Source organism: Psychrobacter fjordensis (assembly GCF_904845995.1).
GTDB lineage: Bacteria > Pseudomonadota > Gammaproteobacteria > Pseudomonadales > Moraxellaceae > Psychrobacter > Psychrobacter fjordensis.
The window spans coordinates 592,283-610,813 of the sequence record NZ_CAJGYP010000002.1 but is presented as its reverse complement, the minus strand read 5'-3'; the positions used below and the strand labels follow the sequence as shown (position 1 = coordinate 610,813).

11 protein-coding genes are annotated in these 18,531 nt (G+C 41.4%); 7 read left to right on the top strand and 4 right to left on the bottom strand.

From position 1 onward, the window contains the following. Window positions 1-211 precede the first annotated feature (211 nt). From JMW61_RS11030 to sat, 3 genes are all read right to left on the bottom strand, one after another. A complete protein-coding gene (locus tag JMW61_RS11030; RefSeq protein WP_201551244.1) occupies window positions 212-1,297 on the bottom strand; it encodes a sulfate ABC transporter substrate-binding protein in 1,086 nt (361 codons plus the stop codon). A gap of 262 nt (window positions 1,298-1,559) precedes the next feature. Beyond that, window positions 1,560-2,645, bottom strand: coding sequence for a sulfate ABC transporter substrate-binding protein (locus JMW61_RS11025; RefSeq protein ID WP_201551242.1), 1,086 nt, complete (start codon window positions 2,643-2,645; stop codon window positions 1,560-1,562). A gap of 456 nt (window positions 2,646-3,101) precedes the next feature. After that, entirely contained in the window at window positions 3,102-4,355 is a 1,254-nt protein-coding gene (gene sat, locus JMW61_RS11020; RefSeq protein ID WP_201551240.1) for a sulfate adenylyltransferase, read from the bottom strand. 351 nt (window positions 4,356-4,706) lie between these two features. Here sat and JMW61_RS11015 point away from each other — a divergent pair, with 351 nt between their 5' ends. From JMW61_RS11015 to JMW61_RS11005, 3 genes are all read left to right on the top strand, one after another. Continuing rightward, a complete protein-coding gene (locus JMW61_RS11015; RefSeq protein ID WP_201551238.1) occupies window positions 4,707-6,392 on the top strand; it encodes a nitrite/sulfite reductase in 1,686 nt (561 codons plus the stop codon). Next, window positions 6,385-6,981: a DUF934 domain-containing protein gene (locus tag JMW61_RS11010; protein WP_201551236.1), complete on the top strand. Its 597-nt coding sequence runs from the start codon at window positions 6,385-6,387 to the stop codon at window positions 6,979-6,981. The genes JMW61_RS11015 and JMW61_RS11010 overlap by 8 nt, the downstream gene beginning before the upstream one ends. Window positions 6,982-7,052: 71 nt before the next feature. Further along, window positions 7,053-7,691, top strand: a complete 639-nt coding sequence (locus tag JMW61_RS11005) for a phosphoadenosine phosphosulfate reductase domain-containing protein (protein WP_201551234.1) — start codon at window positions 7,053-7,055, stop codon at window positions 7,689-7,691. Between the two features lie 140 nt (window positions 7,692-7,831). On the opposite strand, the gene JMW61_RS11000 is transcribed toward JMW61_RS11005, so the two are convergent. After that, a complete protein-coding gene (locus tag JMW61_RS11000; protein WP_201551232.1) occupies window positions 7,832-8,644 on the bottom strand; it encodes a DUF817 family protein in 813 nt (270 codons plus the stop codon). A gap of 429 nt (window positions 8,645-9,073) precedes the next feature. On the opposite strand from JMW61_RS11000, the gene JMW61_RS10995 reads away from it, so the two are divergent. The 4 genes from JMW61_RS10995 (at window position 9,074) to JMW61_RS10980 (ending at window position 18,375) form a co-directional block, all read left to right on the top strand. Continuing rightward, entirely contained in the window at window positions 9,074-10,024 is a 951-nt protein-coding gene (locus JMW61_RS10995) for an acetyltransferase (protein WP_201551230.1), read from the top strand. 369 nt (window positions 10,025-10,393) lie between these two features. Further along, a complete protein-coding gene (cysG, locus tag JMW61_RS10990) occupies window positions 10,394-12,031 on the top strand; it encodes a siroheme synthase CysG (protein WP_201551228.1) in 1,638 nt (545 codons plus the stop codon). Window positions 12,032-12,734: 703 nt separating this feature from the next. Continuing rightward, a complete protein-coding gene (locus tag JMW61_RS10985; RefSeq protein ID WP_227687451.1) occupies window positions 12,735-14,348 on the top strand; it encodes an exonuclease SbcCD subunit D C-terminal domain-containing protein in 1,614 nt (537 codons plus the stop codon). A 106-nt stretch (window positions 14,349-14,454) separates the two neighbouring features. Beyond that, on the top strand, window positions 14,455-18,375 hold the full coding sequence (locus JMW61_RS10980) for an AAA family ATPase (RefSeq protein WP_201551226.1): 3,921 nt from the start codon (window positions 14,455-14,457) through the stop codon (window positions 18,373-18,375). Window positions 18,376-18,531 lie beyond the last annotated feature (156 nt).

Here is an 18,531-nt window from a genome sequence, read left to right as displayed (position 1 = left end):
GTTTGGCAAGATTTAGCCATCTTTAGCCCATTTAGATGACTATCGAGTGAATTGAAGACACGCCCTAGTATGCTTACGGTATAAAGGACATAGTGCGTACGACCATGTCCTTTATGGAATTTCTTATGAATGACTACATCACCTGATTTATAGCAAAGTAATCACCTTTACTAAATCGCTACTCAGTGATCATTCTTGTCTTAGTCATTTGCTACTGCGGTGCATTGATGGCCAGTTGGTCAAACACGCCACCATCGCTGAAGTATGTACCCATGATGTCATCCCATGAACCAAAGGCATCATTCGGACGGAACGTTTCAACTGGTGGTAATTTATCACCATTTTTATCAAGCACGCTTTGCACGCTAGGACGTAGATAAAGATCGGCGGCTAACTGTTGAGCTGGCTCGCTCCATAAGTAATCCAAATAAGCTTTTGCTGCGTCCGTTGTGCCTTTTTTATCCGTTACTGATTTGACAATCGCCACTGGGCTTTCTGATTTAATCGAGTATTTTGGATAAACGATATCGACTTGACCAGCGCCGAAATCAGTTGCTGCAAGGTTTGCTTCGTTTTCAAAAGTAACCAAAACGTCACCGATACCACGCTGAACGAATGTAGTCGTTGCAGCACGTCCACCATTCTCATAAACTTTGACATTTTTTAGCATGTCTTTGACGTAGCCTTTAGCCTTGGTTTCATCTTGGTTAAAAGCATGCAGACCATAGCCATAAGCACCTAAGAACGCATAACGACCATTACCCGTGACTTTCGGGTTTGCCATCACAATCTCAAGACCGTCTTTGGTCAAATCGTCCCAATCATTGATACCTTTTGGGTTGCCTTTACGTACCAAAAATACGATGGTGCTGGTAAAAGGTACGGCGTTGTCAGGGAATTTGCTTTCCCAATCTGATTCAACCAAGCCTTTTTTCTCAAGCAGCTCAATATCAGACCCTTGGTTCATAGTGGCAACATCCGCTTGTAGACCGTTAGCGACAGACAGTGCCTGTTTGCTTGAGCCACCATGTGACTGTTTGATTAGGATGTTACTGTTTGGGTTTTCAGCTTTGTAATGCTCAACGAATAATGGGTTGTAGTCTTTATAAAAATCACGTGCCACATCATAAGAGACATTTAACAACTCGATATCTTGAGTTTCTGTTGCTGCGCTACCACTTGCATCTGTCTGCTCGCTGTTGCTACAGCCGACCAGACCTAAAGTTAATGCAACACCGGCAATACTTAGGACGTTCAGTGTTTTACTCTTTTGTTGATAGCGCACAGCGTATGTCATAAATCCCTCAAAGATATCTGTTAAGTAATGCAAGTATGCTAACAGCGCCATCTTATTATGTTTAATGATGAATATGCGTATGTTATTGCCAAAACGGAATAACAAGAGCGTAACGTTAAACTTATCAATCAGTTGGCAAAATCCTACTAGAAGCGCCTCGTTTATAGAGACTCAAAAGCGGATACGATTGACGGTATTTTTTATCTGACAGCTGGCAAGTTATGCATGACTTTATATATTGCTTTATAGATTACTTTACAGACTACTTTTTCACACTTGCCAGCTGATCGAATCGTCCACCATCGACAAAGAACGTATCCATAATCTGCGTCCAAGCACCAAAGACAGCCACTGGCTCAAAAGTCGTAATCTCAGGCAATGTGTCTCTATGAGCAGCCAGCACTTCTGCATTACTAGGGCGCATATACATCTCTGCCATGAGCTCCTGAGCAGGTACATCCCACAGACCTTGTAAGTAAGCACTTGCGGCATCTGTCTTACCGCTCTTATCCGTAACGGCTGTGACGACCGCCACTGGATTGGCAATCACAATAGAGTAGCTTGGATAAACGATATCGACTTTTCCTTTAGCAAATTCCTTGGCAGCCAAATGTGCTTCATTTTCAGTCGTAATGAGCACATCCCCTAACCCGCGCTGGGTAAAGCTGGTCGTCGCCGCACGCGCACCATTGTCATAAGTGACCACGTTTGCCAATAATTTCTTGATAAAGTCATCGGTTTTGGTAGGCGTTTCCACGCTTTCTTTGAATTGATGCAGACCGTAGCCATAAGCACCTAAAAAGGCATAGCGCGCTGTACCACTGGTTTTTGGGTTCGGTATGACCACATCGATATCATTACGTGCCAGATCTGACCAGTCTTTGATATTTTTTGGATTGCCAGAACGGACCAGTAGCACCATCGTGCTGGTATAAGGCACCGCATTATCCGGAAATGCCTGCTTCCAATCAGTGGCTACCAGCCCTTTTTCTACCAGCAGATTCATATCGCTTTCTTGGTTTAAGGTTGCCACATCTGCTTGCAGACCATTGGCAATAGACAGCGCTTGCTTGCTCGATCCGCCATGTGACTGATTTACCTTGATCTTGCTACCTGGATGCTCTTTTTGATAACTTGCACTGAATAGAGTGTTGTAGTCTTTATAAAAATCGCGTGATACATCATAAGAGACATTCAATAAGCTAATATCTTGCGAGTCTCCTGCTGTCGATGTGTCTTGCGATGTAGATTCATTAGAGTTACAACCTGCTATGAGCACCGTAACGGCCAGTACGCTACCCACTTTTAAGGTAATATTAGACAGTTTTGATTGTATGGCTGATTGCATGATTTTCTTCTTAATAGATGGTTGGGCGTTAGCAAAATAGTGGGCACTTTATTATTAATATTGCAGCCCAACGTATTTCGAAAATCACCCTATGGATAATAAAAGATATGCTAGCAGTTTGTGTACCGGACTCTTAGTGACGAATTCGCTTATCGAGTGGTTAACTTGGCATAAGCAAATTTTTCGACTGCCTTTAACTGTCTGTTTTTACTTAATTTTATAAAAAATATAAAGATATGAGTTTTCTGACTAAGACTTCATAGAAAAGGGACCAAACGATAATCGTATGATCCCTTCCTTTAAAGACAGCTTTTTGGATATCGTTAAATACCGTAGTCAGTCAGATGCTGTTATATAGTCGGTTCACTATAATTTGGATACAAGGAAGGCGAGTGAAAGTACTACAAGTCGTAGACTAAGCGAGCCTGACACCGTATCCAATTTATAGAGGATTGACTATACCGCAGAAGCACCTGTCAACTTAACTTCAGCACGTTCTTCTTTTGCGATACCTGCATAGTAATCACGCAATATTTGTAGCACTTCTGGACGACTGAAGTTTTCTGGCACCACTTCGTCTTCTGATAGTGCTTTACGTAGTTTTGTTCCAGATACTTTGACATGCTCAGAAGCATCATGCGGGCAAGTTTTGTCTGAAGCCATTGCATTACAAGCGTTACACCAGAACGTCCAGCCAATTTTTAATGGTTGAGTAATGAGGTCATCTTTACCCACGTGATCAAAGATGGTCTGCGCATCAAAAGCACCATAATAATCACCAACACCTGCATGATCACGACCCACAATTAGATGGCTACAGCCATAGTTTTGACGGAATAGCGCATGTAACAACGCTTCACGTGGGCCTGCATAGCGCATGTCTAGCGGATAACCGGCTTGGATCACAGTGTCTTGTCTAAAGTAATTATCAATCAAAGTTTTGATCGCTTCTTGACGGACGTCTGCTGGGATATCACCAGGCTTCAATGCGCCCAATAATGAGTGAATCAATACACCGTCACAAATCTCGATGGCAATCTTGGCAAGATATTCGTGTGAGCGGTGCATCGGGTTACGCGTTTGGAATGCTGCAACTGTTTTCCAGCCTTTGGCGTCCAATATTTCACGTGTCTCAGCAGGGGTTTTATAAATCTCAGGATACAGTGTTGGAAACTCGCCTTCGCTTAATACTTCTACACTACCTGCGATATTAACGTCATCTTGACTCAATACTTGCTGTACGCCTGGATGCTCGCTATCAGTTGTCGTAAAGACTTGCTGACACTCATGCGCTTTATCGATGGTATAGGTTTCTTCTACCGTTAAGATTCCCATGACTTCACCATCTTGGGCGACCAATGCGACTTTGTCACCTTGGCTTAAGCTATCGGCAATGGCTTTAGGTGCTGACAACGTAATAGGAATCGGCCAAAACAAGCCTGCGTTGTCGCCACTTTGCAAGCGCATTTTGTCAACGACACCTTGCCAATCCGCTTGATTCATAAAGCCGTTCAGTGGTGTAAAGCCACCAATACCGAACATAATCAAATCACCGCGCTCACGAGAGCTTAAGGTAATGGTCGGTAATGTGCTGGCAAGTGTCAGCGCTTCGCTGCGAGCGTCACCGTTTAATAATAGTGGTTTTAGTACATCGCTGCCATGTGGAGGAACGAGTTGTGATGGCTTTTGATTAGAGATAGTAGATGTCATAGTAATTTTAAAACCTCAATGTATAGAAAAAAGAGTTGAATAACAGCAAGTGAATGGCTTAAAAGGTAACTTTATGAATAAGATGCTAACGATCGTCAGTTAAAATCATGCATTACCAGATATTAAATTTTAGGGGTTAAATTTGATAAGCATAGGCTACCTAACTTTCGTTATGAAAATTTATGCTGTGTTTGGATATGTATATGTCTTAAAGGAATTTATGTTTTGAAGCACAAGCTTATATGATGTAAAGCTGAACGGTACACATTGCGATCGACAACAAAATATATTACACACGCAAATCATTTTCGTCGCTGCTTTTAAGTCTAAAAACAAATTTGAGATTACGTCATGTATCAATATAACTACGCTGACCAAAACTTAGTAGAGGAACGAGTCGCCCAGTTTCGCGACCAAACCGAACGGTTTTTGGCGGGTGAGCTGCCAGAAGAACAGTTTTTGCCACTGCGTTTGCAGAATGGTCTTTATATTCAGCGTTATGCGCCGATGTTACGTATTGCTATTCCTTACGGTCTACTAGCCAGCTACCAGTTGCGCAAATTGGCAGAGATTACCCGTAAGTACGATAAGGGTTACGGACACTTCACGACCCGTACCAATATCCAGTTGAATTGGCCAAAACTTGAAGAAGTGCCAGACATATTGGCGGAGTTGGCATCAGTACAGATGCATGCCATTCAAACCTCGGGCAACTGTATTCGTAACACGACTACCGATCCTTATGCGGGTATTCATCAAGAAGAGATTGCGGATCCACGCCCTTATTGCGAAATTATCCGTCAGTGGTCTACCTTTCATCCTGAATTTGCTTTTTTACCGCGTAAATTTAAGATTGCTGTCGTTGGTACTGCCAATGACCGCGCGGCGACGCAAGTACATGATGTCGGATTACATGTAAAAACCAATGACGCAGGCGAGATTGGTTTTGAAGTATTGGTGGGTGGCGGTCTTGGCCGTACGCCAGTGATTGGCAAAGTGATTAACGAATTCTTGCCACGTCAGCATCTACTTAGCTATCTAGACGCTATTTTGCGCGTTTATAACCTACATGGTCGCCGTGACAATAAATACAAAGCCCGCATCAAGATATTGGTCGAGAGCATGGGCGGTCCTGCCTTTGCTAAATTGGTCGATGCTGAGTGGGAAGCCCATACCAAAGATGGTCCACTGACCTTGAGCGATGCAAACTTTGACACGGCTATTGGCTTCTTTAGTGAGCCTGACTATGTTGGTTTTGATGCGCTACAAGTACAGTCTGACTTGCAACAGCAACTCAATGCGAATAAAGACTTTGCCGATTGGTATAACCAAAATACAGTCGCGCATAAAATAGCAGGCTATCGCGCCGTCGTAATTTCTCTAAAAGCAGGCTTGGTCGATGGAACCTACGTACCATCTGGTGATGTCAGCGAATCACAAATGGATGCTCTCGCTGATCTGTCAGACAAATATAGCTTTGGTGAGTTGCGCGGTACTTATCAGCAAAACCTCGTATTCTCTGATGTGCAAACCAATCAACTATATGAGCTATGGGAACAGTTGGCGGATTTGCATTTAGCACGTGCCAACATAAACACGCTAACCGATATGATTGTTTGCCCAGGTTGGGACTATTGCTCGCTCGCCAATGCCACGACTCACAACATCGCTGAGCAAATCGAAAAGAAATTTGATGATCTCGACTACCTTTATGACTTGGGTGAAATCCGCCTAAATATGTCTGGCTGCATGAACGCCTGTGCTCATCACCATACCGGTGATATCGGTATCTTGGGTGTTGATAAAAAGGGTGAGCATTGGTATCAAATCAGCCTAGGCGGTAACTCTAGCAACGATGCCAAAGTCGGTAAAATATTGGGTAAAGCAGTACCAGCCGAAGATGTGGTAATCACCCTACAAAAAATACTGGATGTGTATTTAGAGCAGCGTGTGAGCAATGAGAACGACGTAGAAGCCTTTAGTGACTTGGTCAATCGCGTTGGCGTGGCACCTTTTAAGGAGAAGGTCTATGGGTAATCATCACGTATTAAATAACAATGGTATCGATATCAGTCAATCCGATACGTGGCTAGCACTCACTACTAATGAGCTACCAGAAGGTATTGCCCTAACCCACACATCACTGCTTGAGCTATTACATAAATCAGAAAAAACAGATGTGCTATTGCCACTTGATGATTTGCTAGACGCTACAGGCAAGATTGCCGGCGGACTATTACAACAAGTACGCGAGTTGTTGTCACAACACACTAGCCGTACAGGCGTTTGGGTGACATCGGACAGTGACACGGATGTATTGGTTGGCTTGTCAGAGTTTTTATTACAGCAAGACTTAATTGTCATTCATGTGCCATTGTTTGTCGATGGTCGCGGCTTCAGTTTTGCACAGACGTTACGCCAAATGGGTTACGAAGGCGAGATTCGTATGGCTGGCAAGTTTGGCCGTGACCAAATCGCTTATCTGTTACGTTCTGGTGCAGATAGCTTTGTGCTCAGTGAGCATGATATGCAATCGATTTCTGATATTGGTCAAGCATTTAACGCGCTTGCCAGTAGCTACGATGGTCGAAACGCTGCTGCATTACCGATGTTTGCTAACGTTTAATTTACCATCCATTATTTATTTAACTTTTACCAAATTTATTGTTAAACCAATCCCATTGTAAGGAATGTATCATGAGTCAATTACACCCAAACCTAGATATCGATCAAGCCAACCAAGAGCTAAACGGCAAGTCGCCAGAAGAGATCGTTTCATGGGCACTAAGCCAAGCTAAAAACCCAATCATTACTACTAACTTTCGTCCTTATGAATCAGCGATTTTACATCTAGTTGCCAAGCAGCGTCCAGATATCACTGTATTATGGGTAGATTCAGGCTATAACACGGATGCGACGTATCAATTCGCTAATAAAGTCATTCGTGACCTCAATCTAAATGTCGTTACTTATATTCCTAAGCAAACCGCTGCGCATCGTGACGCGACCATGAACGGTATTCCTGGTATTGATAATCCGCAGCATGATGAGTTTACTGACCAAGTAAAACTTGAGCCATTCCGCCGTGCATTAGATGAATTGAAGCCTGACGTTTGGTTCAATGCGATTCGTAAAGATCAGACGGAATTCCGTCAAGGTCTTGATGTGCTTAGCCTGTCAAAAGATGGCGTGTTGAAAGTAGCACCATTATTTGAAAAAACAGATGCTGATCTGGACGTGTATCTTGAAGATCATAACCTACCAAATGAGTTTGACTACTTTGATCCAACGAAAGTAGAAGAAAGCCGTGAGTGTGGTTTGCATACTCAGCTGTAATTGTAGCGTTTTCTGAATATCCAAAGCCCTCTCTTAAATTTAAGAGAGGGCTTTTTAATTTTTATAGCCGATTCAATTATTATCTAGCCACTTTGTGCTCGTTTAGTCGTTCTTGTTCAAACTGAGAACACACCCTAGTATCAAATTAACTGCCAACTCCCTTTAGCATCTCTTTTCCCCATTACTGCCAAAACCAACACCAGACTCAATATCAGCAACAGATACCAAGAGCCCAGCTTCCCCCAACCTACCATATGCCATAAATTTTCTTGTGATGGATAACGCCAAATATTTGCAAAAGTAGCAATGTTTTCTGCTAACCAAATCAAAAAAGCTAGAAACAATAGTAATGGTAAAAAAGGTAATTGATATTGTTTGGCATCACGTAATTGCAAATTGGTTTCGTGATTAATTTGAAAAAAAACTCTGGTTTTCCAGAACAAAATTATTGAAGCTATGAACAGTGCATTGCGAATATCGGGTACAAAAAATTTAGTAAAGAAGTTAATATAAGAAGAAACAACCAATAAACTTACCCATATTAAACTTGGCAAATTGGTAAAGGATGCATTAAACAGTCTTAGGCCACGTGCTAAAAAACTACCCACTGCCGAATACATAAAACCAGCGAAAAGCGGGACATTGGCAATTCTAAAAATTGCTTGTTCGGGATAATACCAAGAGCCAATTTTGGGATGGGTTAAAAAAAGCTCTAGGGCCATGGCCATAATATGAAAAATGGCAATAACCCATACTTCACGCGGTGTTTCTAATTTAAAATAAACTAAAAAAACCTGAATAACCAAAGCATATGCCAACAACATATCGTAGCGATAGATACCAGAAATGGACCAGCTCATTTGATGAGTCAGTACAAAAGCCAATAATAAAAGAATGCCAAATACCGCAGACGCCAAACTCAGCGCACCGCTACGTAAAATAATATTCAACACCTTAAATTAGCACTACAATCATGTCGACTACCAATTCGCGTGAAAAATTCATTGCTGTATTATGAATTACTTAAGTTTCAAACAAATGCTAAAAAAATTAATTTTCGGTTGTTTTATATTTATCTAGGAGTATTACTCTTCTTAGATTTTTTAGTATCATAGCTTCTTCTGTTTCTAGTATGCAAGCTAATAAGAAAAGGCAACTCTATAATGCATTCGATTGAATAAATAACGTTTTTTTAACGTCTTGTGGTATAACATTACGTTATTCTATGGTTTATCTTTGAGGGCTGTGCGCCATCATTCCATTAAGCCAACCCTTTCACACCCAATTACGAACGAAATTGCCATCTTTGCAGATAATCACGCGCATCGCGTTACTCAAGACTGGTAATAGTTTTACCGCACTCATCAATATGGATATTTGTTATGCCCTCTATACAAAAAAATGACTCACTCTACGAAAAGCTCCACGATAAATTGCCTCCTGTCGGTAAAGCTGCGTCTTTTCTGACTGGTGCCAGCGTCCTTACTGCCAACAGCATCTTCGTTGGTTTACCTATTTGGACTTTGGGTGCTGCGAAAGTATTAACCAAGTCAAAATACGCCGACGATGCACTCATTGCGATTACTAAGTACTGGATTAATAGTAATAACGCTGTGATCAATCATGCGTTGCCTCATAAAGACTGGCGTATTAATATGCCTGACGATCTGAGCGAGGATAAACAATACCTACTCGTGAGCAACCATCAGTCTTGGGTTGATACCAGTATCGTGCAATACATTAGCCAAGATAGATTGCCTTTGACACGGTTCTTTACCAAGTTTAATTTGATCTATATTCCTGTTATCGGTCAAGCTTTTTACTTCTTAGACTTTCCAATGATGAAGCGCTTTTCTTCTAAAGCGATGGCAAAAAATCCAGAACTTAAAAAACAAAATTTAATCGAAGCTAAGCGTGCGTGTCGCCAATTAAAAGACAAACCCTTTGCGCTACTTAATTATCTAGAAGGTACGCGCTTCACCAAAGAAAAACATGACAAACAAGACTCACCTTACCAGCATCTATTAAAACCACGGGCTGGTGGTCTGTCATTGGCAATCAATGCGTTAGGCGATCAGTTAGATTCGATTTTAGATGTCACTATCGTGTATCCAGATGGCACTCCTGACTATGATGACTTATGGAAAGGTAATATCCGTCGTCTAGGTGTTGATGTGACTCGCCTAAAGATACCTGATGAGCTGTTTGCCGCGATTATGGATGGTGGTTACGACCGTGATGAAGCCACGAAAAAGATGATGTTTGATTGGTTAGAAGATATCTGGCAACAAAAAGATGCACGTATGATTAAAATGCTCAGTGAGTTTGAGTAGGTTTTAGCATAAGACTGCATATATGATTGCGAACATTTTGTAAACGTTATAGCCAGAGCACTTAAGTATATCGCTTTGGCTATAATATTCCACCTTCATTCATACTTACCCTCTACCACCTTTGATTGCTAAGTATCGCGATGTGATTTAGCATTATCAACAACTTAAACAATGAAACACCCTTAAAAAATATTGCTATATACAGATGTATTCATTTTTTTATTTGGTTCATCTATTCCTTTTCCTATCAAAAATCACACCGCTCATATCAAAAACGAATATACTAATGCCAATTCACTGCGTGAGACGTCGCGCACGATACCTCATAATAGTGGTATATTTTACATTGAATGAATTGCTGGTGATGCTATGAACACTTTTCCATTATTTTTTAAATTAGAAGACCGCAAAGTGCTTATCGTTGGTGGCGGTGACGTGGCGCTACGCAAAGCGGATCTGCTTAGTCGTGCTGGGGCGGCAATCACTATCCTTGCCCCCGTTATTAGTGATGAGATACAATCCTTGCTCAATGATAGTAAGCATCAGCTCATCTATGAAAATTACAATAACACCTATATGTCAGGCGCACGCGTCATTATTGCGGCTACTGATGACGAAACGCTGAATCATCAAATCCATGCTGATGCCACTGCACTGAACATTCCAGTCAATGTGGTTGATACGCCGCATTTATGCGACTTTATATTCCCAGCCATTGTTGATCGCAACCCTATTGTGATTGGTATCTCATCTAACGGCAAAGCACCAGTGCTAGCACGTTTGCTACGTGCCCGCCTTGAGACGTTGATTCCACAAGGCTATGGCAAATTGGCCAAATTGGCAGGCGAGTTCCGTACTGAGGTAAAAGCTAAAATCCCTACCTTAACGGGGCGTCGCCAGTTTTGGGAGCGAGCTTTTGAAGGTAAAGTCAGTGAGCTCATGTTTGCTGGTAATGAAGTTCAAGCCACTGAGCAGCTACAAGCCGATTTAGATAGCATTGCTGCGAATGTTGCCAGTGCCAATGAATCACCAACCCATACGACTGTGGTAGCCACTCCTGTAGTCGACAATGATATCTCTGCTGAAACTACCATTCAAGTTGGCGAGGTTTATATTGTGGGCGCAGGCCCTGGTGACCCAGAGCTGCTAACTTTTAAAGCGCTACGCCTGATGCAGCAAGCAGACATTGTCTATTATGATGCCTTGGTCTCGCCACAAGTCTTAGATTTGTGCCGCCGTGATGCGGACAAAGTGTTTGTAGGTAAAAAACGTAGCAATCATGCCGTTGCTCAACTTGGTATCAATGAGCTGTTGGTAAATAGCGCTAAAGAAGGTCGCCGTGTGGTTCGTCTAAAAGGTGGCGATCCTTTTATCTTTGGGCGCGGCGGTGAAGAGATTGAAAGCTTACGGGCACATAGCGTTCCTTATCAAGTTGTACCAGGCATTACTGCTGCCAACGCAGCTGCTAGCTATGCAGGTATTCCACTTACCCATCGTGATCACTCGCAATCGGTACGCTTTGTCACTGGGTTTTTAAAGGCTGGCGCACCAAACAGTAACTTTAAAAACTTTTTGAATACCGATGAGACGGTTGTTTTCTATATGGGTCTGCACTCTTTGCCTCGTTTGACCGAAGGCTTGATTGATGCCGGACGAGCTGATAGCACTCCTATTGCCATCGTATCCAATGCTAGTATGCCCAATCAGCAAGTATTAACCGGCACACTTGCCAATATTGTTGAGTTACAGGAGCAAAATCAACTACCAACGCCAGCGCTACTTATCATGGGAGATGTGGTCGCCCTACATCATGATTTGGCTTGGTACAATCTACAAAATCAGCAGCACAATCAAAACAGTAACGATCTAGCGAAGAACTGGTTACGCGAAGGATCAAGAGGTAAAGTAGAAAAACAATCGATAGACCAGCAAGCACATGCGCTCTCTATGATCTCCAGTTTGGCAACACAGCAAGAAGAAGGTTTGGAACAACTGATTATTGATTAACTGTTGTCTTAGCAATCAAAAAGCCACGTTAATTGTTATTAGCGTGGCTTTTCTATGTCATGAAATCATTGATCGATGGAGTAACTAGCTTCGGTAGCTACTCATAAAATAGTGTTAAGTGTATAGGGCCAAATTTCATCTTTTGGTTCAACCATATACCAATATCTCTCTTCGATTATACTTAAAGGCCTATAAATTAAATGAGCAAAAAAACTGGCATAGAGTAAGCGCGGCTGTAGTAACCCTACAACATCACCCGGTGAAATTTTATGACCGTTAGTAAGTTTAACCCCGTCATAGTTTGAAATAAAACCTGAGCTATGTACAAGTAAGTGATTACGTCTGATCTCAATATAACCCAACAGATAAATTATAGTGAACATTATAATAATATATTTTTTCATTGTTTTTTTACACCGTAATTTGTCTTATCATGACAATCTATAATAGACGCTGCACATTTGATTCACTTCACAATACATGCAGTGCTGCTATGAACTTTAAACAGCCTATGAGCACATTGGTATTAAAGTATCGATTTTAATATATACAGCACCTATGGTAGACAAAAGGTTGTAATTTTTATTTAGTTATTATTATTTTTGCAGTAGGAAATAAGGTTAAATAACCCCTCCAAATACAGAAAAATATAGATTTTCTTGCTAGAATGACAGCTTCCCATTAACTGTCTTTAAGTGCAATTATGTCTACACCTGCCACTTCCAATTCAATGCCCACTCGACCATTAACTATCCTACATACCTCAGATTGGCATTTGGGTCGTAGGCTTTATGGTCGCATGCGCTATGAGGAATTCGAGGCGTTTTTGAGCTGGCTTGAAGAGACAATTAGCATGCAAAAAGTCGATGTATTAATCGTTGCTGGTGATATCTTTGATACCATGACACCAAGTAACAGAGCCCAAGCGTTGTATTTTGAGTTTTTAGGTAGAGTGTCAAAATCATGCTGTCAGCACGTGGTGATAGTCGCGGGCAATCACGACTCCCCTACTTTTTTAGATGCACCCAGTCAGGTGCTTAAGTTCCTAAACGTTCATGTGATTGGTACAGCCTGTGACGATTTAAACAACGAAGTATTGATTTTGGATGATGGAAATAGTTCGCCACATTGTATTATCGCTGCCGTCCCTTACTTGCGTGACCGCGATGTGCGTAGTAGTAGCGTTGGCGAATCTGCGGATAGCAAAGATGCCAATGTCATAAAAGGTATTCGTGCACATTATGATGAAGTGGCTGCCATTGCAAAATCCAAGCAATCTGAACTTATCGAAGCACATAAGCGGCATATTCCTATCATTGCGACGGGGCATCTATTTGCCGCTGGCGGTACCACGACCGATGATGACGGCGTACGCGAGCTTTATGTCGGCTCACTGGGTAAAATCTCTGCTGATATGTTCGATGAAAGCTTTGATTACGTTGCGCTTGGGCATTTGCACGTGCCGCAGCGGGTCGGAGGTTGTGAGCATATTCGCTATTCAGGCTCCCCTATTGCCATGGGTTTTGGAGAGGCCAAGCAACAAAAACAAGTATTGCTAGTAAAGTTTGGTACCACAGATAACTTCGATAATGAAGTCTTAGGGGTAAACGTTACGCCTGATAGTAATACCTCTCAGCTTATCAATACAACCTCTCATGTTAAAACGGCCAAGATTGAACAGCCAGTAGAAAAAACCGCTAAAAAAATAACAAATCAGGCAACGCCTTTTATGGATGACTTGTTTGGTTTTGATGAGCCATCAGCCAATGAGAATAATGATGATATTGTAAAAATTACTGTCACAGAAAACACTCCTGCTCAGCAAGGTCTAAATAATCAATCAGTGCCTATTCCTGCCACCACTACCAATAAAATAATGCATCACGATAATTTGAATCAGATGCAAGTAGTTGCCTTACCCATTCCCAAGTTTCAGAAACTGGCACAAGTCTCAGGTGACTTAGCGTCTATTCATCAGTCTATTGATAAAGCCATTCAATCACTTGATTCAAAAGAATCCGTTTGGCTAGAAGTTATTTATACCGGCGATGATATTGTTAGTGAATTACGTGAGCATATTCAGGCCATGGTAGAAGGCTTGCCATGTGAAGTATTAAAAATTAAGAATACTCAAACTTATAATAAAGTCCTTAACCAACAGCAAACTTCTGAGACATTACAAGACCTAAATGAAGAAGAGGTATTTGAGCGTTGCTTAACCGCTCATAGTATTCCTGATGAGCAAAAATCAACCTTGCGTGATGCGTACGATCAAATCGTCTACAACCTACGTCATGCAGATAGCCATGCCGAATAATATAAGTTATTCAACATACATAGCTTCTAACTTTTAATTGCTAATAACTGATGCCTTTAGCTTTCTCACCTTTCAACACTGCCCTATATCAAAATAAGACCTGCCCATGCGACTGATTGAACTGCGACTCAAAAATTTAAATTCCTTAAAAGGCGAATGGCACATTGATTTTAGTGACCCCGCTTTTCTCAATGAGGGCATTTTTGCTATTACTGGGCAAACAGGTGCTGGCAAGACCACCATACTGGATGCCGTTTGCTTAGCGCTATACAGTCAAACGCCAAGATTGGGTGATATTACGGGTTCAACGAATGAGATAATGACCCAAGGTACGGGTGAATGCTCAGCAGAAGTTATCATTGAAATAAACTCTAAACGTTATCTATGCTATTGGTATCAACATCGTGCCCACAAAAAAGCTAAGGGCAACTTATTACCCATTAAGCATGAGATTACTGATGTTGAAACAGGCGCTATTTTAGAAGAGAAAAAATCTAAAACATCTGCCTATATCCAAGATTTAATCGGCATGGATTTTAATCAATTTACTCGTTCCATCATGTTGGCACAAGGCAGTTTTGCCGCATTTTTGAAGTCTGATATTGGTGATAGAGCCGCTATTTTAGAAAAAATAACGGGTACGGCCATCTATGCCAAAATATCGTTAAACGTGCACGAGAAAAAACGCTCCGAGGAAGAAGTGCTTGGCAATTTACAAGCAGGCGTTAATAGCTTATCCCTATTAAATATTGAAGATGAAAAACGACTGGCTACAGAGTTAGACACTCTGAATCAACAGCAAATCAAACAACGACAAACATTCAAAACCCTGAGTGAACAACTACAGTGGCTGGATAGCGTCTATCAACTACAACAAAACCTCTCGGTTTATCAGACTGAGTTCGCAACAGCGCAACAGGCACAGAAAGACTTTATCCCAGAAGCACAACGCTTAAATATTGCGACTAAAGCCTTAGAGATTGACAGCCAGTTTCGTGCGCTGTGCTATAGCCGAGAGATGGTCAGTAGATTGGATGCTGAACAACAGGAATTGCTTAATAAGATTCCGGCACAGCAAGAAGCGCTCGGGCAAGCTTCTATTCATCTAAATGAGGCGAATACTTTTGAAAAAAACGCCATAGATAACTTACAAACCGCTTTACCCATTATTAAGAAGGTGCGTGAATTAGATGCTGATATACAACAGCAAGCTCATGTTTTATCACATGACAATCAACGTAAAGGCGTACTGGTTAATAATACTCAACAATTACGTCAAGAAATAGCTAGCCATAAACAAACAAAGCAGGATACTAAGACTCAATTTGACAGTATCGAAAAATACTTTAATGACTATCCAGAGGTAAACGATCTCGATACAGATACGGCAACCTTTGATAGCAGCTGTAGCCGATTAAAGGCATTGCTAGAAGACAATGTGCGCTTAGCTGCCAATAAACGAACACATGACCATCAAGCCAGCCAACTACAAGCAAGTTTCGATCAACTGTCTAAGCAGCAAAACGCTGATACGTCATTAATAACACAACAGCGTGAGCAACTTGCCAGCGTACGACAGCAGCAAGCAGCACTCATCCAAAAACAATCGCTGGCTAGTATGCGTCGTGATCAAGAACATGTTGATCAAATTAATAACCAAACTGAGCAGGCTCGCTTCAAGTTACAACGACTGTCTGAACTTACTAGCCAAATAAAAACAACCACGCTTTCGCTACCAGCACTTAGCCAAGCGTTAACGAATTTAGAAGAACTAATTACCAGTCATCAATCAGACATTCAAAATACCAAGCTCAAACGCCAAGACAAACAAGAGCATCTAAATCTATTACAGAAAGTCGCTAAGCTTGAAGACTATATAACAGAACTACAAGACGGATTGCCCTGCCCACTTTGTGGCGCTCATGAACATCCTTATGGTAAACACCATCCGTTATTAGACAATCATATCGACGACAATGCCAACCAAAGCCAACTGTCTGAAATACAAAATATTCAACAGGAAATGGCGGCACTAGAAACTGTTATAGACAATCTTGAGCAGACGGTATCAAAACTGCATATTGAACATGCTACAAAGAAAGAGACGCTCAATAACCAACAACAGCTATTAGCGCCGTTACAGCAAGAGACAGAGACCTTATCTACTGATATTCATGTTTATCTGGCCTCATTACTTGATGATAAAAATAGTTACTCTGAATCCATTGCAGCGACCATTCATCCGCTTACTCAAATTACGGATAACATCAATGGTTCGATTGACGTAGACAGCTCTCTATCTGTATTGGATTCCGCCAAACATAACCTGATTGATTATAAGCAGTCTCTACAAACCATGATGGTCCAATACGATGTGCTGACACAACGTATGGCACATATTAGTACTACAATCGAAACCGATGAAAATCAGCAACAAGTACTTATTCGCGACATCAGTAATTTGGCAACTGATATTAAGCTTAATGCACAGAAAATTGAGAGTATTAAAGAAAGTATCGCTGCCAACTTCTCTGAATTAGCACCTACTATGACCACTGTTTCATCTCTAGCGCATAAATACCCTATAGATAACCATAAAGAGTATTTATCTATAGCTTTTAATGCAGTAGACATTCAAGATGCACTTAAGCAACTAAGTAATAGTGTTACTAAGCAGACTGTAGTAGATAGCTCAGACTACGACCCTCATATCGAAAGACTGCGTCAACAGCGTGGCGCCCTAAGTCAGTTAAAGCAATATTGCCATGAGCAAAAAAATAAACAACAGCAGCTAACCAATACGATAAGCGGCTTAACAGCACAGATTGAAGCCAAACAAACACAGCTTACCAATGACAAAAAATCGCTCGAAGAATTAGAGCGCTTAACTACTAATAAAACCAATACTATCGAGCAATTAAAGCAAGAGAGAAAAAAGCTTTTTGCAGATAAAGAGGTAGATGCTGAGGAGGCTCAATTACGAAGTGCGGTCGATAAAGCTCAAACTAGTAAGGTAACGGCACAAAGGCAGCTAGATACCATTCAGCAGACATTAGAACAATTAAAGGTTAGACAGCAACAGCTAGCAACAGAACTACAATCTGCAACTGGTACGCTCAATATGCAACAAAGTGAGTTTTCTGATTTACTATCAGACTCACAGTTCGTCGACGAAGCTGCTTTTGTAAGTGCTCGCCTGCCTAAAGAAGAACGTGACACACTACACATACGTAAATCGACTATCGACAATGCCTTGCAACAGGTGCAGTCACAGCTAGATAGTACTCAGCAATTATTAGCGCAAAAACTTGCTGCTCCTATGACAGATAAGGATAGAGAAACGCTTGCTGGCGAGTATCATCAAATACAGATAGATATTGATCAACTCAGTCAGAAGATAGGTGCAATTGACCAAAAGCTCAAAGATAATGACAATCAAAAAGGCGAACAAGTAGCACAACTCGTGGCTATCGATGAGCAAAAACAAAAGCTACAAGTTTGGCAGCAGCTACATACGCTAATTGGGTCAGCTGATGGTAAAAAATATCGTACCTTTGCTCAAGGGTTAACGTTTGAAGTTATGATTAGTCATGCCAATACGCAATTGCAAAAAATGAGTGACCGTTACCTACTCATCCATGACGACCACAATCCGCTTGAGCTCAATGTGATTGATAACTATCAGGGTGGCGATGTTCGTAGTACTAAAAACCTCTCCGGTGGCGAAGGTTTTATCATTAGTTTGGCACTCGCATTGGGGCTATCACAAATGGCCAGTCACAACATTCGCGTTGATTCGTTATTTTTGGACGAAGGCTTCGGCACACTGGATGAAGAGTCACTTGATATCGCCCTCGATACGTTAACGAGCTTGCAACAGGAAGGTAAGTTAATTGGTATTATCTCCCACGTGCAGGCATTAAAAGACCGTATCTTAACCCAAATTAAGGTTGAGAAAATCTCTGGTGGCTTTAGCCAAATTAGCGGTCAAGGGTGTCAGAGAGTTGTCGGTGAAAAAGCCTCTTAAATCTGATTTTTCATAATAGAGTTTCTGTAATCAAGAGCTAAATACTCTGACTCTTGTTTAATTAGACAATAAAAAACCACCGTTAATTAATAACGGTGGTTTTTTTGAAACAGTATTTTATTCAGTCAACGATTTATTTAATCGCTCATTTAGTTA

Coding starts and splice junctions, on each gene's coding strand:
- JMW61_RS11030 (WP_201551244.1), bottom strand. CDS start 1,297: ATGACATACGCTGTGCGCTATCAACAAAAGAGTAAAACACTGAACGTC.
- JMW61_RS11025 (WP_201551242.1), bottom strand. CDS start 2,645: ATGCAATCAGCCATACAATCAAAACTGTCTAATATTACCTTAAAAGTG.
- sat (WP_201551240.1), bottom strand. CDS start 4,355: ATGACATCTACTATCTCTAATCAAAAGCCATCACAACTCGTTCCTCCA.
- JMW61_RS11015 (WP_201551238.1), top strand. CDS start 4,707: ATGTATCAATATAACTACGCTGACCAAAACTTAGTAGAGGAACGAGTC.
- JMW61_RS11010 (WP_201551236.1), top strand. CDS start 6,385: ATGGGTAATCATCACGTATTAAATAACAATGGTATCGATATCAGTCAA.
- JMW61_RS11005 (WP_201551234.1), top strand. CDS start 7,053: ATGAGTCAATTACACCCAAACCTAGATATCGATCAAGCCAACCAAGAG.
- JMW61_RS10995 (WP_201551230.1), top strand. CDS start 9,074: ATGCCCTCTATACAAAAAAATGACTCACTCTACGAAAAGCTCCACGAT.
- cysG (WP_201551228.1), top strand. CDS start 10,394: ATGAACACTTTTCCATTATTTTTTAAATTAGAAGACCGCAAAGTGCTT.
- JMW61_RS10985 (WP_227687451.1), top strand. CDS start 12,735: ATGTCTACACCTGCCACTTCCAATTCAATGCCCACTCGACCATTAACT.
- JMW61_RS10980 (WP_201551226.1), top strand. CDS start 14,455: ATGCGACTGATTGAACTGCGACTCAAAAATTTAAATTCCTTAAAAGGC.